Here is a 22,846-nt window from a genome sequence, read left to right as displayed (position 1 = left end):
AACTATTTTATCAAATCCCATATCATTTTTATTGCTATGAGATATAACACAATTCCTATGACTTTTTTAACCTGAGGTGCAGAAAGTTTCCTCCTCATAAGATAGTTTCCAAGGAAGGCTCCTAAAATTGAGCCAATAGCACACAATATTAACAAACTGTGATCAATGTTTCCAAGGGAGATGTGCCCTAAAAAGCCTGCAAATGATGAAAAAATTACTATAAAAGAGGTTGTGGCAGAAGCTTTTTTCGGATCAAATCCAAGCCATACGAGAGCTGGAACAATAAGGTTTCCTCCACCTACTCCCAAAAGTCCTCCCAAATATCCAGCAAATCCTCCCACCCCTATACCATAGGTAATTAACTTTTTGTTATCTGAGATTTCTCTTTTTTTTGGCTTATACCATAACATCATTGAGCCTGCAAAAATTAAAAATCCTACAAAGAGCCACAAAAGTAGTTTTTTAGGAAGGTGCTCTGCTGTCATTGCCCCAAGTGGAGAAAGCAAAGAAGCAACAATTAAAATGGGAAGGGCTGTTTTATAGACAATCAGCCCTTCCCGGGCATTGTAGAAAGAAGCAACTGACATGGCAATGCTATTTAATAACAAGGCAGTTGACATGGCCGTAAGAAGAGGAACTCCCAAAGCAACAAATACTGGGATCAGGATAAAGGCAGCTCCAACCCCTGCTATGGTAAGAACTGTAGTAAAGACAAAGGTAATTAAAGAGGCTAATATATAGGTCATTTTTCAAACCCCTCCGAATAACCTGAACAATCAATACAAACCTTTTTATCCCCTAAAATCCTTAGGTAAGGGATGGAAACCCATTCACCACAAATTTCACAAATTGCAGAGCCAAGAACCTCCTCTGGAGGTATAAAATCATGAGCATCTGTTATTTCACTTATGAAAAATATCTCTTCGTCTGGAGCAGAAAGAACTATATTAATAGCTTCCATAGCTTCTTCCTCAGGAATTTCTGTAGGAGGAATACCAGCTGCTCTTTTTTTCATAAAGGCAGTATTTGCTAATTTATCTTTTAATTTTCCATTATAAGCTATACGAATCTTTTTCCAAGTTTTCATATCTATTAAAGTAAAAGCAAGTTTTCCTCTAGGAATTCTTATAAGATTGCCTTTACCTATAGAGCAACCAGTTGCTACCTGCACACCATCAGCAAAACATACTGCACCATGAGCGTGACCAACTTCAATTAGACAATATAACGATCTCGTTCCTGTTCTTTGTGTATTTAATTTCTCCAAAGCAATAAGCCCGGCTCTTAATCCCAAAACTGAAGCCCAGCACTTGTGCCCGTGAAACTTAAATAAATCTTCTAAAAGTTCCTTTTCTACCTTCATAACACACCTCCTCCTTTTTTAGTTTCTTCCAGTTTTATTTTTTCAAGAACTGAGAGTATTAGAAATCTTTTAAAAAGATCTGAGTCATCAATGCTGTAAAAAATGCGGTTTCCTTCTTTTCTACTTTTTACCAATCCTGCTTCCTTTAATATTCCCAGATGGAAAGAAACTTTTGGCTGATCCATATTTAAAATAGAAACTATTTCACACACACAAATCTCTCCTTTTTCCAGAATTTTTAATATCTTTAACCTTGTTTCATCAGAAAGAGCTTTAAAAATTTTCAGCAACTCTTCCACATTTATTAAATATAAAAAAATTTTTATAAATTTCAATACCTTTAACTTAAAATAAAAAGAAATTATAAAAAAATTTTTATAATGGTATTATTTGGAAATTTGGTTTTTGAGTGGAAGAATATTGAATTTATGCTAAAGTATTAAAAATTTTAAGAGGTATAAAGGGAGAAAAGATGCTCATATATAAAGTGCTTTTTATTGATGTTTCAACTCTTAAGTGGGAGATAAGAGAATATACCATTCCTCCATATTCAGGTCCTGTGGAAATAGGGGTAAAGCTTCATTTAGAAGAGTTTGAAAGCTGGAAATATGATGTTTTTAGTCCTCAGAACATTTTATTTCTTGGCACAGGTCCTTTTGCAGGAGGTAAAATTTTTGGTACTCATAGATTGGTAGCAGTTTTTAGAAGTGCAGAAAGTTTAGGGCTTCATGTTTCTGAAGCTGGGGGAGCAGGTTATAAATTCATAGGCTCTGGTGTAAATGGGTTTGTCATTTTTGGGAAAAGCGAAGTTCCTCTTCTTATTTTTGTGGAAGGTGAAGGGACTCCAAAAGTTAGATTTGAAAAAATTACCAAGGAAAATTTAGATAGAATATATGAAGGATATGAGAATTATTTTGGAGCCTATGCCTTAACTAAATGGTTACTTGATATTTATACTGATTTTTTTGAAAAAAACAATGCCAGAGCTGTGGTTGTAGGACCTGGAGCCTGGCAAACAAGGTTTGGTTCTCTTGTTTCCATAGATGTGAATCCACAGATAAAGGAATTAGTTATTGGGAGTGAAGACTTTGCTGGAAGGGGTGGAGCTGGTTCAATTTTAGCTCAGGCTCACAATGTAGCAGGAATAATTGCAGGAGGAAAAATAAAACCTGATCTTCCTGAGGTATTTACCAATATCAAAAGCTTTAACGAATTCTTTAAAAAACTTACAGGAAGAGAGTTTTTCCAAGCTGTAAGTATGGCAACTTACAAATATAGATTTGATCCTAAAATTGGAGCTGGGGGAACATTTGGTTCAAATTACCCCTATTATAAGGAGTGGCTTCCTACTTTTTGTTACAATAGTATTTATTTAAAAAAAGAAATAAGAAGAAAAATTTCGGAAATAGTTTTAAAAAACTACTGGGAGCCCTTTAAAGAGGAAACCTTTATAAAAACAAGAAGCTGGAAAACCTGTGGAGAACCTTGTTCAGTTGCCTGCAAAAAGATTTGGAAGAGAAAAAAGGTAGATTATGAGCCTTTCCAGGGAGTAGGACCATTAATAGGAGTTTTTGATTTAAAAGAAGCTTCAAAAATAGTTGATCTTATAGATAATGCAGGACTTGATGCTATAACTACAGGGCATATAGTTTGCTTTCTTTTAGAAGCCGTAAGCAAAGGATTGCTTAGTTGTGAGGAAGTGGGGATTTCTTCTTACCCAAACCTTGATCCATTGGTATTAAATCCTGAAAGATGGAGAATAAATGGATTGCTTGCTATAGAAATCATTCAAAATCTTCTTAATAAAAAAACTCCGGTTTTAAAAGACATTGCAGAAAAGGGATTAAGAAAAGCTATAAAAATACTAGACTACAAATACGAAGAAAGAATTGAAAAAGCAGGTATATCCTTTGAAGATATAGCACTTTATCAGCCTTTTGGAGAAGAGGGATATATGACCCCCAATTTTTACTGGACTCCTGGTTTTTTTGTTCCTATATTTGTTTTGGGAAAATACTGGACTGAGTATAGAGTGACCTTTACTGAGCCAGAAGAATTTGTAAAAATTGTTTATGAAAGAGCAATTAAAGAGCTTGCTATTTCTAATGCTGGTTTTTGTAGATTTCATAGAGGTTGGGCAGAAAACTTACTTGATAAATTTTATGAAATTTTTGGGATAGAAAACTTTGAGGAAAAATTAAAAGAAATTTACAAAAATATAGGTATTTATAATATCAGGGCTGGTGCTATTCCTAAACCTTTAGAAAGTGAAAAGGCTGTTGATATTTTTTATACCTTAGCAGAAGAACTTAATGTTCAAAGATGGACTGCAAAATTCTCAAAAAATAAGAGAAGAGCCTATCAAGAGTGGTTTGAAAGATTCTTTGTCAACTACATTTATTATTCAGGACTTGACCTTTCAATAATTTCTAATTCATAAAATTTCACTTTTAAATCATTCATAAATTTAAAAAAAATTCAAAAATTAAAAGAAAAAAAATTAATTTAATAAAAAAATTTCTCAGTAATATTTTATAATTTTTAAAATTTAAACTATAATTTCACTTGCCTTTTTTCATAAAAAGTACTATTATAAATATTACAAAATAAAATTAAAGGAGGTTAGCTATGCTTAATTTAAAAGAATTAAGTAGGCGTGATTTTCTCAAAATATGTACCATTGTAACAGCAACTATGGGACTTCCCTATTCTATGGTAGAAAAAGTAGAAGCTGCGATAAAAAGAGGTCCGAAACCTACAGTAATTTGGCTCCACTTTATGGAATGCACTGGTTGCACAGAGAGTCTTTTAAGAGCCTCTCATCCACCTATAGGAAGACTTCTTCTTGACATTATCAATTTAGAGTATCATGAAACTTTAATGCCAGCAGCAGGAAAGCAGGCTGAAGAAGTTCTTCATCAGACTATGGAAAAGTATAAAGGAAAGTACATCTGTATAGTTGAAGGAGCAGTTTCTACAAAGGATGGAGGAATTTACTGTAAAATTGCTGGTAAACCTGCTATTGAAATTTTAAAAGAAGTAACTAAGGATGCTATGCTTACTATTGCTTATGGAACTTGTGCTACTTTTGGAGGACTTCAGGCAGCAAAACCAAATCCAACGGGTGCAGTAGGAATTGGTGAGGTAATTGGAAAAGATAAAGTTATTAATATTCCTGGATGCCCACCTAATCCTTACAATCTTTTAGCTACAGTAAGTTACATTTTAACTTTTGGTAAACTTCCTGAGCTTGATAACTTAAGAAGACCTAAATTTGCTTACGGAACACTTATTCACGACCATTGTGAAAGGAGAGCTCACTTTGACGAAGGAAGATTTGCTGAAAAATTTGGAGATGAGGGACATAGAAAGGGTTATTGCTTATACAAACTCGGATGTAAAGGACCTGTTACATATTCCAACTGTCCAGCTATAAGATTTTGTGATGTTGGAGTATGGCCTGTTTCGGCTGGACATCCATGTATCGGCTGCACAGAACCCAATTTCTGGGATAAGATGGCACCATTTTATGAATCCTTAGGATAAAAAAAATTGATATAAAACTATAAACAATTATAAAAGGAGGGGAAACTATGGGTAAGAAAATTACAGTTGATCCAATAACAAGAATAGAAGGGCATTTGAGAATAGATGTTGAAGTTGATGGTGGGAAAATAGTAAATGCTTGGTCCTCTGCACAAATGTGGAGAGGTGTAGAACTAATTTTAAGAGGAAGAGATCCGAGAGACGCGTGTTTTATTACTCAAAGAATTTGTGGAGTTTGCACCACTGTTCATGCCCTTGCTTCTGTTAGAGCTGTAGAAAATGCTCTCGGAATGGAAATTCCTCTTAATGCTCAGTTAGTTAGAAATATTATTATTGCAGCTCATGGTATTCATGACCATATGGTACATTTCTATCATCTTTCTGCACTTGACTGGGTTGATATCGTATCAGCTTTAAAGGCTGATCCAAAGAAGACTGCAGAACTTGCTCAGAGCCTTTCTGATTGGGAAGGAAATAGTGTAACCTGGTTTAAGGCAGTCAAAGAAAAATTAAAAGCTTTTGTAGAATCTGGGCAGATTGGTCCATTTACTAATGGTTACTGGGGTCATCCTCAGATGAAACTTCCTCCTGAAGCAAATTTAATGGCAGTTGCCCATTATCTTGCAGCCCTTGAATATCAATTTGTTCCTAATAAAGTGGTTGCTATATTGGGAGGAAAAAATCCTCATATCCAAACAGTTACAGTAGGCGGTATTGGATTAGCTATTGATCCAAATAATGATTCTGCACTTAATAGAGAAAGACTTGATTATATTCGTGAATTATTATTACAAGTAAAAGATTTTGTTCAAAAAGTATACATTAATGATGTTATTGCTGTGGGATGTTTATATGCAGAGTGGACAAAGATTGGTGGAGGAGTTCCCAATTACTTAGCCGTTCCTGATATGCCTCTTGATACCAAAGGAACTCAGTTTGATCTTCCTGGTGGAACTATATTTAATAGAGATCTCAAAACTTATACACCCATTAAGAGTTTTAATGATCCATACTTTAGAGATAATGTAGCTGAGGATGTTATCCATTCTTGGTATAAAGACATTGGTATGAAACATCCTTGGGAAGGAGATACCATACCTAATTATACAGACTTCAATCCTAATGGTAAATATAGTTGGTCTAAAGCCCCGAGATTTAAAGGTGAACCTATGCAGGTTGGTCCTGTTTCTCAGGTGTTGTGTGGTATTGCAGCAAAACATGAGCCTACTATGAAGTGGGTAAATTACTCTGTTGAAAAAGCAAAAGCCCTTGGTGTAAATCTTAGTGTTGAGGCTTTCCATTCTACTATTGGAAGACATCTTGCAAGAGCAATAAGAGCGTGTGTGCTTTGTGACCTTGCCTTAAAGCATCTTGATCTCTTAGAAGCAAATATTGCTAAAGGTGATCTTGCTATCTGGAACGAACCTAAATTTCCTGCAGGAGAAATTAAAGGATTTGGATTTCATGAAGCACCAAGAGGAACTCTTTCTCACTGGGTAGTAATTGAAAAAGGAAAAATCAAAAACTATCAGTGTGTAGTTCCTTCTACCTGGAATGTGAGCCCAAGATGTGGTAAAGGTAAGATGGGACCTTATGAAGCAGCTCTTGTTGACAATCATCCAATCGTTGATCCTGAAAAGCCATTAGAAGTTTTAAGAACCATTCACTCTTTTGACCCCTGTATTGCTTGTGCAGTTCACATTATTGACAAGAACGGAAAGAACATTAAGAGAGTAAAAGTCCTTTAAGATACTAAGATCAATCAATAAGGGGGGATTTTCCCCCCTTATTATTTTTTTCTAATTTTTAGATTAACTTAATCTTCTATATTTAAAATAAGCCAAACAAGCTCCTTCTGAAGAAACCATGCAAGGACCTATTGGATTTTGAGGAGTACAGGCTTTTCCAAAAAGTTTACACTCAGTAGGTTTGCTTAACCCTTTTATTACTTTTCCGCAAAGACACTGAGGATTTTCTTTTCCAGAATTTACAGAAACCTTAAAAGTCTTTTCTCCGTCAAATTCTTCATATTCAGACTTTATTTTATAAGCACTATAGGGAATTTCTCCCAATCCTCTCCATGGGAAAGTCTCTCTTATATCAAAAACTTCTTTCAAAAATTCCTTGGCTTTTATATTTCCTTCAGGAGTTACTGAACGGGTATATTGTATCTCTACTTCACATCTTCCTTCTTTCATTTGTTTGGCTATTAAATAAACAGCTTGAATTAAGTCAAGTGGCTCAAAACCTGAAATTACAATTGGTGTTTTATGTTTTTTTACAATAGGTTCATAGGCTTTACTTCCGGTAACGGTACTTACATGACCGGGACCTATGAAGGCATCAACAAGAGGTTTTTCCTCGCTTTGCAAAAGGTATTCTAACACTACCAGAGCAAGAATGTGATTACAAACCACCCAAAGATTTTTAACTTTTAATTCCTTAGCTTGTTTTATTAATACTGCTGTATGAGGGGAGGTTGTTTCAAAACCTATGGCAAAAAATATCACTTTTCTCTGGGGATTTTGCATAGCAAGTTTAAGAGCCTCAAGAGCTGAAGAAATTGGTCTTACCTCATATCCCTCAGCTCTTAATCTTACGAGACTCATTCTGTTTGATCCAGGAACCCTCATTAAATCTCCATAGGTGCAGAGAATTGTATCTGGCATCTTTGCAAGCTCAATAGCTAAATCTATTCTTTCTAAAGCAATTACACATACAGGACACCCTGGTCCATGGAGAAAATTTATATATCCTTTGAGCAATTCATCCAGTCCATTTCTCAAAATTACATGAGTGTGCCCTCCACAGAATTCCATTATATTTATAGGCTTACCATATGCTTCTACTTCTTTTTTAATTAAACTAACCAGACTTTTGACTCTTTCTGGGTCTTTGAATTTATTCCACAGATTGCTGAGACTGTCTGAGTAATTCATCCCACTGCCTTAAGCTTTCTTGTGCTTCTTTTTCACTTAATTTTTGAATAGCAAAACCAACATGCACCAAAACCCAATCCCCAACTTTTACAGGCTCTGGTAGTAAATGAAGATAAACTTCAGTTTTTACTCCTTGTGTTTCTGCAACAGCTGTCCATTCATTTTTTATTTCTATAATCTTATATGGATAAGCTAAGCACATTTTAGCCTCCGGTTTTGTATACTTTGTATACATGAAATATTCTTTGTAATGCTGTAAGGTGAGTAAATAAGGCAATAAATAATAAAAGTGGAATACATACATCAAAAATAAGAGCAATTATAAGAAGTGTAATTCTTTCAAATCTGGTTAAGATTCCAATTTTACATTCAAACCCTACACCTTCTGCTCTTGCTCTTGTGTAGCTAACCATTAATGAACCTGTTATGGCTAAAAAGCTTAAAATAACACCATAAAAAGAGTTTTGGGTTAAAAAATAATAGGTAAATGCAAGAAAAAGAAAAATTTCTCCGTATCTATCAAGAACCGAATCTAAAAAAGCCCCAAATGAGGTTACCTTTTTAGAATACCTTGCAAGTAGACCATCTATGGCATCAAAAGGAGCAAAAAGAAATAAAAAAATTCCACCGAGAAGAAATTCACCGTATGCAATGAAGATAGAACTTATTATAAAACCTGCAAGACAGATTACAGTAATAGTGTTAGGATGAATTCCTAAGGAGGCAAGTATTCTTACTATAGGTAAAAGCAAAGGCTGGGATAAATTTCTTACAGCTTCGTTAAAAGTTAACTTTGCCATAATGGTTTTTCCAAAATTCTGTATTGCACAGCTTCTGCAATATGATGTTTTAATATTATCTCAGATTCTTCCAAATCTGCAATAGTTCTTGCTACTTTTAAAATTTTATGAATAGAACGGGCTGAGAAATGAAATTTATCAGCTACCTTTTCCAAAAAATCTTGAGCTTTAATATCCAAAATGCAATATTTCTTGATTTCCTTAGGTTTAAGTCTTGCATTTATTTTTAAAGAAGAGTTGTATCTTTTTCCCTGTATTTTTCTTGCGTTTATTACTCTTTCTCTAATAGTTTTTGAATCTAAAGAGCTCTTACCCCCCTCTTTTATTAAGTCTTTAAACTCTACAGGAGGTATTTCCAGATGAATATCAATTCTGTCAATTATAGGACCTGAAAGTTTGCTTCTGTATTTTTTTATTTCCTGAAAACTGCACTGGCACGGTTTAGTAGGATGTCCATAATATCCACATCTACAGGGATTCATAGCACAGATTAGCATAAATTTTGCTGGATAAGTTACTGTAAAACTTGCTCTGGTTATAGTAACCTTTCCATCCTCTAAGGGTTGTCTTAAGGCTTCTATGACATCTTTTCTGAATTCTGGAAACTCATCTAAAAATAAAACCCCATTGTGAGCAAGACTTATTTCTCCAGGTTTAGGATGAGTTCCTCCTCCTATCATTCCTGCTTCAGAAATTCCGAAATGAGGATTTCTAAAAGGGCGGTTTACAATAAAGGGTTTTTCAGGGGAGAGAAGCCCAGCAACTGAATAAATTTTTGTAGTTTCTAAAGCTTCTTCGTAACTCATTGGAGGAAGAATTGTAGGAATTCTTTGAGCAAGCATTGTCTTTCCTGCTCCAGGAGGTCCTATCATTAAAAGATTATGTCCTCCAGCTGCAGCAATCTCAAATGCCCTTTTTGCCAATTCCTGCCCCAAAACATCTGCAAAATCCTCATCATATGTGGGTTCAAAATTTTCTAAAATTTCAAAATTCTCCTGTTGCGGAATGTATTCCCCTCTTAAGTAATCTGTAACTTCTCTTAAATGTTTTACTCCTACAACTTTAAAATTTTTTACCAATGAGGCTTCCTTGATATTCTCGTAAGGAATAATAATTTCGTCTAAATTTAATTCTTTGGCTTTAATTACGGCAGGCAGAATACCTTTAGTTCCTTTTATTCTTCCGTCTAAGGCAAGCTCTCCTAAAAAGGCTTTTTTATTTAAAGCAGGTTTGGGGATAATTTCCATTCCTGAAAGAAGAGCAACAGCTATAGCAAGATCAAAGCCGCTTCCTTCTTTTTTTAAGTCTGCTGGAGCAAGATTAATAGTAACTTTTTTCATAGGAAAATGGAATCCCGAATTTTTAAGAGCTGATCTTATTCGTTCTCTACTTTCTTTAATGGAACTATCTGGTAATCCTACTATGGTAATTCCTGGCAGACCCAAACCAAAATCAACTTCAACTTCTACAGGAAAGGCTTCAATTCCTAAGATAGTAAAACTTAAAGTTTTTGATAACATAAAAACTTCTTAATTTGAAAATAAAAAAAGGCCATAAGGTTTTTACCCTATGGCCTTTTAAATTATAGATATCAAGTATAATTTATTAACCACCTAATCCAAGCAAAGTAACTACTTTTGGTAAAATTGGGTTAGCATAAAGTAAAATCAAGGCAACGACAAGAGCATAAATTGTAAGAGATTCAATAAGAGCGATACCAAGAATCATGGTAACTGTAAGTCTTCCAGCTAATTCCGGGTTTCTGGCAATACCTTCACAGGCACCACGAGTTGCATGTCCCATTCCCACTCCGCAACCACAAGCAGCAATACCAACACCTAAACCTGCAGCAAGCACTATGGCACCAAAAAACCCAAATCCAGTAACCATCTTGTTAGCAGCTTCCTGAGCTAAAACAGGATTAACATAAAACAAAATTGCTAAAACAGCTAAACCTAAAATGCCCCATCTTCTCATAGATCCTCCCTCCTTTTTTATTTTTTATTTTTAATTTTTTTACCAGGAAGAATCTCTCCCCCCTGGTAAAAAATTATTAGTGATGCTCTTCTACAGCACCAGCAAAATAAGCTAAACTTAAAAGTACAAAAATAAGTGTTTGGATAAAACTTACTAATACTCCAAGCAACATAATTGGTAAAGGTGCAAAAAACTTTCCAGCTAACATAGTAAGCAATCCCAAAAGCAATTCCTTAGAAACTAAATTTCCAAAAAGTCGCACAGAAAGAGATATAATTCTTCCTATATGACTAAAAATTTCAGCAGGTAACATCAAAGGTGCAAGCCAAATAATAGGACCTAAAAAATCTTTAAAATATCTCAATCCTTTATATCTTAATCCAAGGGCATGATAATATACAATCGTTATTAAAGTTAGTCCAAGAGTTACATTTATGTTAGCAGTAGGAGACATAAAACCTGGAATAAGACCTAAAAGATTGCAAAACAAAATGTAAAGAGCATAAAATACAATTAATGGATATACTAAAGGAACAATATTTGGTCCATGATCCTCTCCATGGGGAACATTCTCTTTAGTAAAATTATATAAAGTTTCTAAAACAAACTCCCAAAAATTTTGAATCCCGCGAGGGATAAACTCTTTTTTTCTTGTACCAATAAAAGCAAGAACAATCAAAAGTAAGCAAACAAAATAGCTGTGAACCATATGGGGTGCAAAAACTTTAGCCAAAGTTCCATATTTATCTGCCTGTTCATAATAAACCCAACCCGAAGGGATACCAAGTTTTTCTAAAATTAGACACAAAAACAGTAATGGATGTTCCATCACGCCCCTCCTTAAATAAGTATTTTATCTAAAAGAAGATATTTTAAGCTCATTAAAACTATAGAAGTATATATAGTAAAAAAAGACAACAAAATTATAACAGGATGTAAATGGAATTTAGCAATTAAGATAAAAAGGACAATACCTGTAGCTAAAAGTTTTAAAAAAAGCTTAAAAAGAAAGATGTTTCTTTCTTTCTCCATAGAAACACTTCTATGAAGTCTTAAATTTTCTTGGATTTTTTTGATAAAAGTAATCCCTTCTTTTTTTGTGCTTCTAAAATTTAAAAACCCTAATAATCCACCTGACAAAAAGGCTAAAGTATTCATAAAACTTCTACTAACAAGAAAACACAATAAAGAACCAAAAATAATTATGAGAATTAAAAAAATTTCTATTTTCTTAAAAAAAACTTCTGGTTCAACTTTTTCCATCTTTTCCTACATCCTTCATTCTTTTTTTACTATACCAAATAAGATTTCTAATTCCTCCTATAGCTCCAAAAACAATGAAAACCGTTGTTATCCAAGGAAAATATTTTCCCTTAAACACCTTTTCATCTATCAACCAACCCACTATAGCACCTGCAAAAATTGAAGCAATAACAGCAATACCAATAGTAAAACTCTCAACTAAAACATTAAGCAAAAACTTAAATGTGCTATCTTTCTTCTTTTCCAATTTAGGTGTATTTAAACTGTTTTTTTAAAAAAATCAACTATTAAAAATTGATAAAATCAGCCATATTATGGAATATTTTTTGAAAAAAATATTTTAACTTTTATTTTTTTAAAATTTTTCCCTCTTACTGTTAAAATATTCTTTAACTTGCTCTACAAAAGCCTCAATTCTCATTTTTGTTCCAAGTGATTTTTGTCCATCACAGGGAACAGTTAAAGTAGGAATTTTTATTCCGTCGTATTCCTTCATTTTCTTTAGAATAGCTGCTACAACATTTCCAGGCATACAGGCAAAGGGAATTACATTTACTATCCCTGAAGCACCATGATTTAAATATTCCACAGCCTTTCCTACTGAAAGAAGAACCTCTCCTCCTTCAAATTCTGGGTGAATGTATTTTTTGGTTAAATTCATTAATTCCTCTACATCCATATCTTCTGCCATATCAAGCATGTCTTTTACAAGTTCTATAAATTTCTTTTCTTCCCATTTTAGATACTGGGTTTCTATGATGTATCTTAAAACAGTTCTAAACCAGCCTAACTTTTTAGCCCACCTTTTGGAGGTATAATTTATAAAGTAAATCCACTCAGTAATTGGAGGAAGCCAGACTTCAAGCCCGAGATCTTCCAAAAATCTATATAAATTTTCATTGGCAAATCTGTTGTTTCTTACATAAATTTCTCCTACCACTCCCACTTTAGGTTTTTCTTCATCTTTTGTAGCTACATTTTTAAAAGCTTCCTTTATTTCTAAAAGGGTTTCTACCATGTCTTTCCTTTCTTCAACCGTTTTTTCTATCTTTTTAAGAGACTCCCAGTAAAGGTCTTCTACCTCTTTTTTGTTTAAGGCATAGGGTCTTGTTTCTCTTAAAAGCTTGTCTAAGATATCTACCGCCACAATACCTCTCCAAGCAATTTTCATAAAGGTTCTTCCTAAAATATCCAAATCTTCGTAAAACTTCATATCCTGCTGTAAAGAATAAATAGGCATTTTTATACCAAGATCTTTTAAAAGCTTTTTGTGAAATCTGTTATATTGTCCAAATCTGCAGGGGCCACCGCTGTCAGGCATAAAGAAAATACTTTTTTCTGGATTGAAATCTGGGGAATTGATAAGCTTTAATAAGTCTCCTGTAGTTAATATTGTGGGATAACATTCTTTTCCAGAGGTAAACTTTCTTCCGAGTTCTAAACTTTCTTCATCTGGCTCTGGTAAAACCTTTGCATCAACTCCACAAGCTCTAAATGCTGCAGCTAAAACCACAGCATGATCGCACATATAGGGAATATAAATGGTTCGGTTGTCTGTTGGATGTGCTCTTGTAAATTCAAAAGGTTTTGGTAATTCGTAATACTTTACTTTATTTTTGATGCTATCTACAAAAGCCTCAAGTCTTGTTACCACTCCTGCTTCAGCGCTGTGTTCATCAACCTCTATTTCTATAAATGGTTTTTCGCCTAACAGGTCTTCAAAAAAGTGCTCAATAAAGGAGTCAGGTCCGCAGGAAAAGTTAGTAAAATATACGGGAAATAAATTGGGAGTTTCTCTTATTATCTGAGCTGCAAGCAAAAATCTTTGTCCATATTCCCAATACATTCCCTCTAAAAAGGAAACATCTTTTACCTCTTCAAGAGGAAGCATATCCACAGGTAATCCCACCAATCCAAGCTTTCTTATCTTATAATGAATTCCAAGATTTGCTCCCGGATCAAAGGCATTATAAGGTCTTCCAATAATCACTAAAATTATTTGGTCTTTAAAGGTTTCAAGAATTTCTTTTCCTCTTTGTCTAAGCCAGCTATGAAAATCTTTCTGAGCGGTTTCTCCCAGTTTCCAGGCTTTTTTAACCTTTTCTACAGGTTCTCCCAGAATATTAGCAAGATTTTTAATTTCTTCATTTAAAACAACCCCTTTTCTTCCGAGATGTAAAACCGGGGTTAAAAGATTTACTCCAAGCTCCTCAAATTTGATAGAAGCTGGACTTATCCAGGGAACACTCTGCACATAGGGACAAACTTTTCCTATTTCAAGTTTGGGATGTTCTGGAGGGAGATCTGTAATCTGAGGTAAAAATATGTTTTTTACTCCTAATTCTAAAAGAGCGTTTACATGTCCTATAGCAATTTTTATAGGAAAGCAGGGTTCAGCTGGGGTAAGTTCACATCCTCTTTTTATAATTTGTTTAGATGTGGGAGGAGATAAAACAATTTTATATCCTAATTCCTGAAAAAAAGTTGCAAAAAGGGGTAACCATTCGTAAAACTGTAAAATTCTTGGTATTCCTATTACTTTACTTTCAGAAAAGCCTCCTTCCACTGGTTTTACATAGGAAAGTAACTTTTCTTCTCTTTCCAGGGTTGGATTAGGTATGTGATGGGGTGCCTTTCTGTGATCAAGCTCATATTTTTCGCACCTACCACCATAGTAATATGGTTTACCTCCATCTATGGTTACCTGATGAATTTCGCACTGATTTGGACAACCCTTACATTCAAAAGCCTTGATGCTATATTTTACATTTACCAGGTCAAAGCCTTTAAATCTTGTTTCTCCTTTAGCTTCTTCTTTTGCCAGAAGAGCAGCACCAATTGCTCCAGTTACCTCATGATGAGGTGGAACAATAACCGGTTTACCAAGAACCTTTTCAAAGGCAGCAACAACTCCTTTGTTAAAGGCTACCGCACCTTGGAAAAAGATTTTATTTCCTATTTTGCGATTCTCTACCACCTTGTTTAGGTAGTTATACACGATGGCATAACAAAGTCCTGCTATAAGATCTTCCTTGGGAAGTCCCTGCTGCTGGTAGTGAAGAAGATCGGATTGCATAAAAACTGTGCATCTTTCTCCAAGTTTAAGAGGGGCATTACTTTTTAAAGCTATTTCTCCAAACTCCTCAATGGGAATTCCCAGTTTAACTGCCTGTTCCTGCAAAAATGAGCCTGTTCCAGCTGCACAGGCTTTGTTCATCGCAAAATTGGAGATGGTGCCTTTATCAAGATAGATGTATTTTGAGTCCTGACCACCTATCTCAAAAATGGTGTCAACTTCGGGATCAATAAAAAGTGCACCGTAGGCTTGAGCTGTAATTTCATTTCTTATTACATCAGCTCCTACAAAATCTCCAATTAAATATCTTCCCGAACCCGTTGTTCCTACACCTTTTACTTTTACCTTTAGAGGAAGTTTGTCCCTTAACTCAAGAAGCCCTTTTTTGATGCTTTCTAAGGGTTTACCATGATGAAGCATATAAACCTTTGCAAGAAGATTTCCCTTTTCATCAATAGCTACAAGCTTTGTGCTTACAGATCCTACATCTATGCCCAGATAAATTTCTACTTCTTCCTGAGGGATTTCAAAATAAACCCTCTTTTTATATTCTCTGGCTACCTTTTCAGAAAGCTCTAAGGATTTAAACGGAACTAATACAGGATGTCTTGGGGGATTATAAACTCTTTCTTTCAAATAGGCTCTTAATATTTCAGAACTTTTATAATTAGAAGAATCCTTTCCTTCAAGACCATATAGAGCAGCTCCAATTGCACCCATTATTCTAAAATGCTCAGGAATAATTAGTTCTTCATCTTTCAGACCAAAAACATCCTTTACAGCCTTTCTTACTCCTAAGTTTGCAGCAACTCCTCCCTGAAAAATAAGGGGTGGAAGAACCTCTTTTCCTTTGGCAAGATTGCTTTTAAGGTTTCTTATAATGGCGTAACAAAGTCCAGCAATTATTTCTTCATCAGGTACAGCTGCCTGCTGAAGATGAATCATGTCAGACTTAGCAAAAACTGTGCATCTTCCAGCAATTCTTGGAATATTTTTGGCTTTTAAGGCGAGCTGAGAGAATTCTTCTATGGTATATCCAAGTCTTGCTGCTTGCTGTTCAAGAAAAGAGCCAGTTCCTGCTGCACAAAGAGTATTTAAGGCAAAATCTTCAATCTCTGGTATCCCTCTTTCATGGGTTATAAAAATTAGCTTTGAGTCTTCTCCTCCTATATCTATAATGGTTTTAACCTGTGGATAGAAAAAGGTTGCAGCTTTTGCATGAGCCATTACTTCGTTAATAAAGGCACATCCAAGTATTTGAGATATAGTTTTTCCTGCTGTTCCTGTACAGGTTATGCCTGAAAGTTCATAGTTGAATTCTTTTTCTACAAGAGACAAAAATTTTTCAGCAGTTTCTATAGGCTGCCCATGAGTTTTTTCGTATTTCCAGAATAAAATATTTTTATTTTCGTCAAGCACAACTATTTTTGCTGTTCCTGAACCTACATCAAGACCTACATATCTCATAAACCTACCCTAAAAGCAAAAAATGGGATTATAATTTTATAATTATAAATATTAATTAAATTGAGGAAAAAATTCAAGAGAAAATGAAATAGCTATGCAGGAAATTCTGAAAGTTGAAAAGATAATTTTTGGAGGGGATGGACTTGCGCGTTTATCTAATGGTAAGGTGGTTTTTATTCCCTATGTGATTCCAGGAGAAGTTTTACAAGTAAGGATAGTTAAAGATTGTGGAGATTATGCTGAAGCTGAGATAGAAAAAATTTTAGAGGTATCGGAAGAAAGAAGAGAGGCTCCTTGTCCTTATTATGGTATTTGCGGTGGATGTCAGCTTCAACACATTTTTTATCCTTTCCAGATAAAAATAAAAGAGGAAATGCTTTTTGATACTTTTAGAAGACTTGGATGGAAGGAAGACATACCTTTAGAGAAAGTAGTTCCATCTCCTAAGGAGTTTCATTATAGAAATCGTTTGAGATTTCATGTAGAAAACGAAAAATTTAAAATGGGCTTTGTTAAAAGGAAAACCCATGAAGTTTTAAAAATTGAAAGGTGTTTACTTGGGGATGAGATGCTTAACAGCGTTTTACAACAACTTTATTGTAATCCCGCCTGGATAAAATTAGCCAACTATAGTAAAAGAATAAAAATCGAAACCTCACCAGAAGAAGGCAAAGTTACATTAATTTTCTGGACGCTTCTTGAGCCGAAAAAAGAGGACATAGAAGAATTGCTAAAAATAAAGGAGCTTAAGGCAGTTTTTTACTGGATGAAGGGAAGACATCCTGAAGGACCTTTTCCAGAAGATAGTTCTTATGGGGGAAGAAGGATATTCAAAAATATAGACAATCTCTTTTACTATGTTCAGCCAGGGGTTTTTGTTCAAGCCAACTGGGAAATTAATCTTGCTATTATGAAAACTATAAGGGAGTGGAATCTTTCCTTTGAAAAAATCCTTGATCTTCATGCGGGAATGGGGAATTTTCTTTTTCCATTTTTATCACAAAAGGAAGTTAAAAAACTCTTAGGGGTTGATACAGATTTAAGAGCAATTGAGGATGGTATTTATACAGCAGAAAAGGCTAATATAAACGGAAGATTTGATTTGAGAAACATTAGTGCTATGGAAGCGCTTTATGAGGCTATAAAAGAAGGAGAAGAATATGATTTAGTTCTTCTTGATCCTCCAAGAGGAGGATGTAAGGAATTGATGAAGCTTTTACCAGAGGTTGCTAAAAAATATGTTATATACATATCTTGTGATGCTCCAACTTTAGTAAGAGATTTACTAATCTTTAGAAAGCTTAATTACGAGCTTATCAGACTTTGCCTTTTTGATATGTTTCCTCAGACTTATCATTTTGAAGTTGTTGCTCTTTTGGAGAAGAAAGGTTAAGTTTTTTACCCAGTGCCCAGAGAAGCTGTCTACAAAAACCTTGGATAATCTTTACCTCTCTGGAGGTAAGCTCAAGTTTTGAAAGAAATCTTTTTATGTTGGTAAACCATAAGACTTTGTTGTCATGAGGTATGTAGTCTATAGATTCTAAGGTTTTTTCAATTATGGCATACATAATATCGAGTTCTTCACAGGTTGCAAGTTGTGGCTTTGGAATTCTTGGAACACTTGCAGTTTGAAAAATTTCATAAAGGATTACAACTACAGCTTGAGAAACATTTAAAGATGCATTTTCAGTTGTAGGAATGGTAATAACACTATCGCAATAAGATAATTCTTCATTTGAAAGTCCAAATCTTTCGTTTCCAAAAAGGATTGCAACTTTGTTGTTTATGGAAAGCTCGCATATATAAGGGGAGAGTCCTTTTGGGGTATAATAAACCAGTCTGTGTTTCCCGAGTCTTGCAGTAGTTCCCACTACATAGTTAAAGGGTTTTAAAGCGGTTTTTAAATCATTGTAAATTTTCATTTTTTCAAGGATGGGAATACCTGCTTTTGTTGCCATGGCTTTCATTTTATCTTCTTCTAAGGATTGGGGATTAACTAATATAAGCTCAGAAATTCCAAAGTTGGCACAGGCTCTTGCAGTAGAACCTATATTTTCACTATACATTGGGTTTACAAGGACTACAGCAATATTTGAAAGATTAGCTTTAACTGGCTCAGCAACTGGACGAACCTGCATTTACCCTCATTTTATTATTCTCTACCACATTGTCAACCATCTGTATAAATCCAGATAATTTTAGACCGGGGGTTATTTTTTACTTCCTATTAAATCCCTCTAAATTCATCTTCTTACCTTTTTCCACAAAACCTATAAAGCAGGACAAAACATGTGCAATTTTAATTTAAATTTTTACTCAAGCCTATATAAAATGGGAAGCCGAATTTTGACATCAATAGGTGGTAAAGGAAAGTATTTTGAAGCCTCTTTGATAGTCTTTATAGCGTTTTCATCAAGAACTTTGTATCCAGAAGACCTTTCAACATTCAAAAAGTTAACCCTACCTTCCTTAGTAAGAACAAAAGAAACCTCTACCTCTCCTTCCCATCCCATTTTCCTTGCAATATAAGGATAACTTATGTTGTTTTGCACTATCTTTGAAATAATAGAAAGCTTCTCCAAAAGATATTTCTCTCTTAATTTTTCTAAATTATAACTACTTCCTCCCCCTCCTTTCTCGCTTCCGTCTCCTCCTTTCCCGCTTCTGTCAACCTCCCCGCTTCCCCCTCCTTCCCTACTAAACCCCCCTTCCCTAATCATACCAATATTCTTAAACTTTCCTTCCCCCTCTCCTTTTTGAACACTTCCTTTGTCCTCTGCATGTAAAGGTTTTACCACTTCTTTTACCACTTCTTTTGAAATAACCTCCTCAACCCTTTCTTCCTTGGGAGTAATTGAAGTATTTTTTACAACAGAATCTTGTTTTAATGCCTTTTCAGGTATCTTTGTAGCTTTTAAATTTTTTACCTGATTTTTCGTTTCTAATTTTACATTTTCCTTATTAGAAGTAGCTTTATTAGAAGTAGCTTGAGATAAATTGGCAAGGCTTGCTAAAGAAAGGTCTATTTCTATATACTTTGCAGAAGTTTCTGCGTTAAGCTTTAATAATCCTGCAACTGCCGTTAAAAAGAAAATGTGTATAAAAAGAGAGCACAAAAAGGCTCTTAGCTTTATCATCTTATCAATTCTGTTTTAATTACCACTCTTTTAATTTCGTATTTTTTCAGTATGTCAAGAACAGAAACCAGAGTTTGAACTTTAGAAGCTTTATCAGCAAATATGGAAACCTGTGCCTCCCTATCCAAGTTTTTAACAATTTCTTCAAGTTCTGAAAGCTCTAACTTTTTTCCTTCAAAAAATACATCTCCTTTTTCAGTAATGTTTATTTGAAAGCTTTTGATATTTTTTACCTCAGCATTTTTAGCTGTTGGAAGTCTCACGGGAATACTTCCCTGAACGATAAAAGTTGCTGTAGTAAGAACGATGGTTAAAAGAACAAGCATTATATCAACAAGCCCTTCCTGCCCTATGGTGTAAAAGGTAAGCATTATTCCAAGAACAGTTCCGAGAAGCCCAATATAGGGAGCATTAGCACCAATGGTAGCTATTATGTAAAGTCCTCTTGTTAAGTCAGTTTCAAGCTCTTTTACACTTGAAAACTTTAAAACATCTACCTTTTTGTAATACCCTACTCTTTCTATTGCTACGGCAATAGAAATAATGCTTAAAAAGATAAGAAAACCTATAATTCCGTAATCAATTATCAATTTTAGGTATTCCATAAACTTTCACCTAATTTTATAAAATTTTTAAATTTGTGACATTATCAGAAAACTCTTTAATCCAAAAAATTGTTCTAAATTCCCTTTCTTTCTCACCGTCTCTCGTCCTCCTGAGATCCCTTAACTCATCTATGTATCTTTCAAAATTATGAACTTTTCTCCTCTCATATTTCATATTCATCTCTTCTATTACCAAATAAACCACTTTCTCAGGAGAAAACTCCGTTGGGAAGACCTCTATAACCTCGTTCGTCTCTTCCCCTCCTCCTTTATAAATCTTTCAAAAATTATTTATATCAAAGTGTAAATCATGAGCCAATATTATTTTACAATGGAATAAAATCATAAACTCCTATTATTGATATCATTCTCAATACACTCATTTTTAGTTTCTCCTTAGTTTTTATTTTTAAATTTAATTTCATTTTAAAATTTTATTAAAATTTTATAGATAACTCAGCAAACCATGAGGCACCCGGTGCTTTATAGTAATAGTAGTAGTCTCTGTCAAAGAGGTTATCAAAGGAAAGGGAAAGGGTTGCAAATTTCGTTAGTTTATAAGAGAGCCTTGCATCAACCACAAAGTATTCGTCATAGGAACCGTAAACCCCGGATTTTTTATCTCTATTCATATCATCCGAATACCACTTATCCATGTATCTTCCCACCACGTAGGCAGAAAATCTCCCTCTTTTGAGTTCTACTCCAAGGTTTCCCATCCAGAGAGGAAACATAACGAGTCTTTTACCGACCATTTCGGGTGTAACCTTATTCTCAAGGATTTCTGAATCAGTATAAGTTAAATTGGCAAATAGCTTTAATCCAAAATCAAACTTCTGTTCAAGGCCTACCTCAAATCCTTTGCTTTCTGCTTTACCAACATTTATAGGCATTCTATGGGTAGCATTTAACACTTTGGGATAAATAAGATCATCCATTTTATTGTAAAATCCTGTAAAACTGAATTTAGCTCCCTTCCAGAGGTCCTGCGAAATTTCAAGCTCATAGGCCCAAACTGTTTCAGGTGAAAGATTGGGATTACTAAATCTAACAATTCGTCTTCCTGGTACAAAGGAAATTAAATAAAGCTCAAAAATCGTTGGTGGTCTAAAAGCCTTGCCAAGAGAGGCTCTTAAAGTGGTTTTTTCAAAGGGTTTGTAAACGAGGGCAAACTTGGGACTAAAGGAGGTCTCAGCATTTGACTCGTATTTCTTGGGATAGCCTTTAGTCCCAACCAGATTTACATATCCATCATAGGTCTTCCAGAAATCAACTCTTCCTCCAAGATAGACGGTAAGATTTTCTCTTAAAGCAATTTCGTCCTGCACATAAAAAGCATAGGTCCTCGTTTTTCCTTTAGACTGAGACTTAAGCCTTACTGTTGAATCTTCGTCCTTCCAGTTTCTTAAATACTTTTCTTTAGTGTCTGCATATTCCCATCTGTAATATCCACCAAAGGTTAGAAGTTGATTTGAAAAGATAGGAAGAGTCAATTGTAGGTCTGCTGTTAAAGCTCTTTGAGGGGTGTTTGAAACATAGCCACAGTCTTCAGGCTTTGTCCCAGCAGCACACCCTCCAATTTTAGCTTTAGAAAGGGGAGTGACATACCAGTCTTTTTCCACATTTACATAAGAAAGATTTAGCTTGGTCTTTAATCTCTTAAAAAGCTCTGTTTCAAAATAGGTAGCGTAAAGATTCTGGATTCTTCCGCCATCTCCTGGAAGATAAGAAGACTCACTTGGATAATAAAGAGGAGCCCCAGTGGTAGCATTAAGAAGATAGGGATGGGGCTCATCGTAATTGTATTCATAACGATTTCTCATAAAAGTAAATCTGAGTCTGGTATTTTTGTCAAACTCGTATTGAGCCTTTAAAGTTATCCCGTCATCCCAATATCTTTCATCCCCTTTATCTCCAAGAACATAAACAGGTTTTCCATAATTATCATAGCTTGGCTTTGCACCTATGGTACCAAATGGGATATTGCTATAAGTAACAAAATCTGTGGGATAACCATTGGTATCGTGCCTTCCATAACTTACAAAAAAGCTAAAATTTTTAATCTTATCTCCATAGCTAATATATACTCTTTTTAAGTCATCCATGGCATCTCCTCTGTCAAAGGAGCTCCCGTATCCTGCCTTAAGAAACATCTCTCTCTTTTCAGGCATCTTGGTGAAAAACTGAACCACCCCTCCCATTGCATAGCCACCATAAAGACTTGAAAAGGGTCCCTTAACCACCTCAATCCTTTCAAGGTCTTCAGGATAAAAACCCCCCTTCGGTACAAAACCCTTATAAGCATCATTTAAAGGTACTCCGTCCATAAGGATAAGCGTCCTTTTTTGACCTGGGATCCCTCTTAAGGTAATAGCTGAGAGGGTATCCATAAGCCCTTGCCCTCTTCCTAACATCACCCCAGGAAGACCTTTTAAAGCCTCATCAATGGTCTTTGGTTTTTGAATCTCAATCTTTTCCTTTGTTACTACATATACGCTCGCAGGAGCAACTTCAACCTCTTTCTCCGTCCTTGTAGCTGTTACTACAACTTCGGGAAGCCCTTTTTCTTCCTTAACTTCCTCTCCTAAACAAGGCATGCTCAAAACTAAACTTCCTAAAAGTCCTAAAATATTTAAGGCTACAAAGTACCTCTTTACCATGTTTATCTCCTTT

Annotated in this window: 21 protein-coding genes; 4 read left to right on the top strand and 17 right to left on the bottom strand. The window is 34.8% G+C overall.

Annotated elements, in window-relative coordinates; translation table 11 throughout:
- Positions 1 to 2: 2 nt before the first annotated feature.
- The 3 genes from ACLGLP_RS00285 to ACLGLP_RS00275 are packed head-to-tail and all read right to left on the bottom strand — an operon-like array spanning position 3 to position 1,698.
- A complete protein-coding gene (locus ACLGLP_RS00285) occupies positions 3 to 746 on the bottom strand; it encodes a sulfite exporter TauE/SafE family protein (RefSeq protein ID WP_492112952.1) in 744 nt (247 codons plus the stop codon).
- Positions 743 to 1,363 (bottom strand): FmdE family protein, encoded by a 621-nt coding sequence (locus tag ACLGLP_RS00280; RefSeq protein ID WP_492112951.1) that lies wholly within the window; start codon positions 1,361 to 1,363, stop codon positions 743 to 745. Before ACLGLP_RS00280 ends, ACLGLP_RS00285 begins: the two co-directional genes overlap by 4 nt.
- Entirely contained in the window at positions 1,360 to 1,698 is a 339-nt protein-coding gene (locus ACLGLP_RS00275; protein ID WP_492112950.1) for an ArsR/SmtB family transcription factor, read from the bottom strand. Before ACLGLP_RS00275 ends, ACLGLP_RS00280 begins: the two co-directional genes overlap by 4 nt.
- 137 nt (positions 1,699 to 1,835) lie before the next feature.
- Here ACLGLP_RS00275 and ACLGLP_RS00270 point away from each other — a divergent pair, with 137 nt between their 5' ends.
- The 3 genes from ACLGLP_RS00270 to ACLGLP_RS00260 all read left to right on the top strand — a co-directional run bounded on the left by ACLGLP_RS00270 (position 1,836) and on the right by ACLGLP_RS00260 (position 6,657).
- Positions 1,836 to 3,803: an aldehyde ferredoxin oxidoreductase N-terminal domain-containing protein gene (locus tag ACLGLP_RS00270; protein WP_492112949.1), complete on the top strand. Its 1,968-nt coding sequence runs from the start codon at positions 1,836 to 1,838 to the stop codon at positions 3,801 to 3,803.
- A 188-nt stretch (positions 3,804 to 3,991) separates the two neighbouring features.
- Entirely contained in the window at positions 3,992 to 4,909 is a 918-nt protein-coding gene (locus tag ACLGLP_RS00265; protein ID WP_492112948.1) for a hydrogenase small subunit, read from the top strand.
- A gap of 47 nt (positions 4,910 to 4,956) precedes the next feature.
- Complete coding sequence (locus ACLGLP_RS00260) at positions 4,957 to 6,657, top strand: nickel-dependent hydrogenase large subunit (protein WP_492112947.1); 1,701 nt, start codon at positions 4,957 to 4,959, stop codon at positions 6,655 to 6,657.
- A 63-nt stretch (positions 6,658 to 6,720) separates the two neighbouring features.
- Here ACLGLP_RS00260 and hypD read toward each other — a convergent pair whose 3' ends face one another.
- The 9 genes from hypD to ACLGLP_RS00215 all read right to left on the bottom strand — a co-directional run bounded on the left by hypD (position 6,721) and on the right by ACLGLP_RS00215 (position 16,431).
- Positions 6,721 to 7,848 carry a hydrogenase formation protein HypD gene (gene hypD, locus ACLGLP_RS00255; protein ID WP_492112946.1) on the bottom strand — a complete coding sequence of 376 codons (1,128 nt, stop codon included), beginning with the start codon at positions 7,846 to 7,848 and terminating at the stop codon, positions 6,721 to 6,723.
- Entirely contained in the window at positions 7,811 to 8,050 is a 240-nt protein-coding gene (locus tag ACLGLP_RS00250; protein ID WP_492112945.1) for a HypC/HybG/HupF family hydrogenase formation chaperone, read from the bottom strand. Before ACLGLP_RS00250 ends, hypD begins: the two co-directional genes overlap by 38 nt.
- 1 nt (position 8,051) lies before the next feature.
- A complete protein-coding gene (locus ACLGLP_RS00245) occupies positions 8,052 to 8,648 on the bottom strand; it encodes a CDP-alcohol phosphatidyltransferase family protein (RefSeq protein WP_492112944.1) in 597 nt (198 codons plus the stop codon).
- On the bottom strand, positions 8,636 to 10,168 hold the full coding sequence (locus ACLGLP_RS00240) for a YifB family Mg chelatase-like AAA ATPase (RefSeq protein WP_492112943.1): 1,533 nt from the start codon (positions 10,166 to 10,168) through the stop codon (positions 8,636 to 8,638). The genes ACLGLP_RS00245 and ACLGLP_RS00240 overlap by 13 nt, the downstream gene beginning before the upstream one ends.
- Before the next feature lie 85 nt (positions 10,169 to 10,253).
- Positions 10,254 to 10,625: an ATP synthase F0 subunit C gene (atpE, locus tag ACLGLP_RS00235; protein WP_492112942.1), complete on the bottom strand. Its 372-nt coding sequence runs from the start codon at positions 10,623 to 10,625 to the stop codon at positions 10,254 to 10,256.
- A 76-nt stretch (positions 10,626 to 10,701) separates the two neighbouring features.
- A complete protein-coding gene (atpB, locus tag ACLGLP_RS00230) occupies positions 10,702 to 11,454 on the bottom strand; it encodes a F0F1 ATP synthase subunit A (protein WP_492112941.1) in 753 nt (250 codons plus the stop codon).
- 11 nt (positions 11,455 to 11,465) lie between these two features.
- The gene (locus tag ACLGLP_RS00225) at positions 11,466 to 11,888 is read right to left on the bottom strand and encodes a hypothetical protein (protein ID WP_492112940.1); all 423 of its coding nucleotides are present in this window, start codon (positions 11,886 to 11,888) and stop codon (positions 11,466 to 11,468) included.
- Positions 11,875 to 12,135, bottom strand: coding sequence for an AtpZ/AtpI family protein (locus ACLGLP_RS00220; RefSeq protein ID WP_492112939.1), 261 nt, complete (start codon positions 12,133 to 12,135; stop codon positions 11,875 to 11,877). The genes ACLGLP_RS00225 and ACLGLP_RS00220 overlap by 14 nt, the downstream gene beginning before the upstream one ends.
- Before the next feature lie 108 nt (positions 12,136 to 12,243).
- Entirely contained in the window at positions 12,244 to 16,431 is a 4,188-nt protein-coding gene (locus ACLGLP_RS00215) for an acyl-CoA dehydratase activase (RefSeq protein ID WP_492112938.1), read from the bottom strand.
- 94 nt (positions 16,432 to 16,525) lie between these two features.
- Here ACLGLP_RS00215 and rlmD point away from each other — a divergent pair, with 94 nt between their 5' ends.
- Positions 16,526 to 17,824: a 23S rRNA (uracil(1939)-C(5))-methyltransferase RlmD gene (rlmD, locus tag ACLGLP_RS00210; RefSeq protein ID WP_492112937.1), complete on the top strand. Its 1,299-nt coding sequence runs from the start codon at positions 16,526 to 16,528 to the stop codon at positions 17,822 to 17,824.
- Here rlmD and ACLGLP_RS00205 read toward each other — a convergent pair.
- From ACLGLP_RS00205 to ACLGLP_RS00185, 5 genes are all read right to left on the bottom strand, one after another.
- Positions 17,748 to 18,569 carry an RNA methyltransferase gene (locus tag ACLGLP_RS00205; protein WP_492112936.1) on the bottom strand — a complete coding sequence of 274 codons (822 nt, stop codon included), beginning with the start codon at positions 18,567 to 18,569 and terminating at the stop codon, positions 17,748 to 17,750. The two genes, rlmD and ACLGLP_RS00205, sit on opposite strands and share 77 nt — an antisense overlap.
- Before the next feature lie 174 nt (positions 18,570 to 18,743).
- Entirely contained in the window at positions 18,744 to 19,568 is an 825-nt protein-coding gene (locus tag ACLGLP_RS00200; RefSeq protein WP_492112935.1) for an energy transducer TonB, read from the bottom strand.
- Complete coding sequence (locus ACLGLP_RS00195) at positions 19,565 to 20,173, bottom strand: biopolymer transporter ExbD (RefSeq protein ID WP_492112934.1); 609 nt, start codon at positions 20,171 to 20,173, stop codon at positions 19,565 to 19,567. The genes ACLGLP_RS00200 and ACLGLP_RS00195 overlap by 4 nt, the downstream gene beginning before the upstream one ends.
- 16 nt (positions 20,174 to 20,189) lie before the next feature.
- Positions 20,190 to 20,378 (bottom strand): hypothetical protein, encoded by a 189-nt coding sequence (locus tag ACLGLP_RS00190; protein WP_492112933.1) that lies wholly within the window; start codon positions 20,376 to 20,378, stop codon positions 20,190 to 20,192.
- Positions 20,379 to 20,610: 232 nt separating this feature from the next.
- On the bottom strand, positions 20,611 to 22,833 hold the full coding sequence (locus tag ACLGLP_RS00185; protein WP_492112932.1) for a TonB-dependent receptor: 2,223 nt from the start codon (positions 22,831 to 22,833) through the stop codon (positions 20,611 to 20,613).
- Positions 22,834 to 22,846 lie beyond the last annotated feature (13 nt).

This window comes from Caldimicrobium sp. SLHALR3 (genome assembly GCF_058692735.1).
The sequence above is the reverse complement of the archived record's forward strand: the minus strand, read 5'-3'. Positions and strand labels throughout refer to the sequence as shown.

Excerpts from the sequence above, each read along its gene's own strand:
- ACLGLP_RS00285 (WP_492112952.1), bottom strand. The coding sequence starts at position 746 with ATGACCTATATATTAGCCTCTTTAATTACCTTTGTCTTTACTACAGTT.
- ACLGLP_RS00280 (WP_492112951.1), bottom strand. The coding sequence starts at position 1,363 with ATGAAGGTAGAAAAGGAACTTTTAGAAGATTTATTTAAGTTTCACGGG.
- ACLGLP_RS00270 (WP_492112949.1), top strand. The coding sequence starts at position 1,836 with ATGCTCATATATAAAGTGCTTTTTATTGATGTTTCAACTCTTAAGTGG.
- ACLGLP_RS00265 (WP_492112948.1), top strand. The coding sequence starts at position 3,992 with ATGCTTAATTTAAAAGAATTAAGTAGGCGTGATTTTCTCAAAATATGT.
- ACLGLP_RS00260 (WP_492112947.1), top strand. The coding sequence starts at position 4,957 with ATGGGTAAGAAAATTACAGTTGATCCAATAACAAGAATAGAAGGGCAT.
- hypD (WP_492112946.1), bottom strand. The coding sequence starts at position 7,848 with ATGAATTACTCAGACAGTCTCAGCAATCTGTGGAATAAATTCAAAGAC.
- ACLGLP_RS00250 (WP_492112945.1), bottom strand. The coding sequence starts at position 8,050 with ATGTGCTTAGCTTATCCATATAAGATTATAGAAATAAAAAATGAATGG.
- ACLGLP_RS00245 (WP_492112944.1), bottom strand. The coding sequence starts at position 8,648 with ATGGCAAAGTTAACTTTTAACGAAGCTGTAAGAAATTTATCCCAGCCT.
- ACLGLP_RS00240 (WP_492112943.1), bottom strand. The coding sequence starts at position 10,168 with ATGTTATCAAAAACTTTAAGTTTTACTATCTTAGGAATTGAAGCCTTT.
- atpE (WP_492112942.1), bottom strand. The coding sequence starts at position 10,625 with ATGAGAAGATGGGGCATTTTAGGTTTAGCTGTTTTAGCAATTTTGTTT.
- atpB (WP_492112941.1), bottom strand. The coding sequence starts at position 11,454 with ATGGAACATCCATTACTGTTTTTGTGTCTAATTTTAGAAAAACTTGGT.
- ACLGLP_RS00225 (WP_492112940.1), bottom strand. The coding sequence starts at position 11,888 with ATGGAAAAAGTTGAACCAGAAGTTTTTTTTAAGAAAATAGAAATTTTT.
- ACLGLP_RS00215 (WP_492112938.1), bottom strand. The coding sequence starts at position 16,431 with ATGAGATATGTAGGTCTTGATGTAGGTTCAGGAACAGCAAAAATAGTT.
- rlmD (WP_492112937.1), top strand. The coding sequence starts at position 16,526 with ATGCAGGAAATTCTGAAAGTTGAAAAGATAATTTTTGGAGGGGATGGA.
- ACLGLP_RS00205 (WP_492112936.1), bottom strand. The coding sequence starts at position 18,569 with ATGCAGGTTCGTCCAGTTGCTGAGCCAGTTAAAGCTAATCTTTCAAAT.
- ACLGLP_RS00200 (WP_492112935.1), bottom strand. The coding sequence starts at position 19,568 with ATGATAAAGCTAAGAGCCTTTTTGTGCTCTCTTTTTATACACATTTTC.
- ACLGLP_RS00195 (WP_492112934.1), bottom strand. The coding sequence starts at position 20,173 with ATGGAATACCTAAAATTGATAATTGATTACGGAATTATAGGTTTTCTT.
- ACLGLP_RS00185 (WP_492112932.1), bottom strand. The coding sequence starts at position 22,833 with ATGGTAAAGAGGTACTTTGTAGCCTTAAATATTTTAGGACTTTTAGGA.